This window comes from Bartonella sp. PS7NMGDW (assembly GCF_042193585.1).
Lineage (GTDB): Bacteria > Pseudomonadota > Alphaproteobacteria > Rhizobiales > Rhizobiaceae > Bartonella > Bartonella grahamii.
This window is the reverse complement of sequence record NZ_JBHILX010000110.1, coordinates 1-707: the sequence shown is the minus strand read 5'-3', so window position 1 is coordinate 707 and position 707 is coordinate 1. Positions and strand designations below refer to the sequence as shown.

Annotated in this window: 1 protein-coding gene; it reads left to right on the top strand. The window is 41.2% G+C overall.

Annotated features, from left to right (window positions below; translation table 11 throughout):
• Positions 1-6 precede the first annotated feature (6 nt).
• The coding region (locus ACFIKJ_RS09575) for a tyrosine-type recombinase/integrase (protein ID WP_375670566.1) at positions 7-707 on the top strand (701 nt) is incomplete at its 3' end.

Genomic DNA, 707 nt, shown 5'->3' with positions numbered 1-707 from the left:
CTAAAAATGGCTCTTATGAACCGTCTTAATGCAAGGGCTGTCGCAACATTGGGGGCTGGCAAATATAATGATGGTGCTGGCTTGTTACTTCATAAGCGTAAAGATGGAGGTGCTCAATGGATTTATCGCTATACCATTCATGGTCGGCGCCGTGAAATGGGCTTGGGTGCGTTGCAAAATGTTTCTTTAAAAAAAGCCCGTGAATTAGCAAATCAATGGCGTTCTGTTTTGCATGAGGGTCGTGACCCTATTAAAGAACGCGATAAACAAAAGCGTGAGGCAATAAGCAATCTTCATTACTTAAAAGATATTGCTTTAGATACTTTTGAAAGTCGGAAATCTGAGTTAAAAGGGGATGGTAAAGATGGGAATTGGTTTGCACCTTTACGCCTACATATTCTCCCTAAATTAGGCTGTCTGCCTGTTTCTGAGATTACACAAACAGAGATACGCAATGTTCTTGCCCCTATTTGGCATTCAAAAGCTGGAACAGCTAATAGAGCTCTTACCCGTCTTAATCTTTGTCTCAAACATGCGGCTGCCTTGGGTTTGAATGTTGATTTACAAGCAACAGAAAAAGCACGCGCGCTCTTAGGTAAACAACGTCATAAAACACAAAATTTACCAGCCATGGATTGGAGAGATGTGCCTACTTTTTATAAAACACTTTGCGAAGCATCAACCTTAACACAATTGGCTTTGCGTTT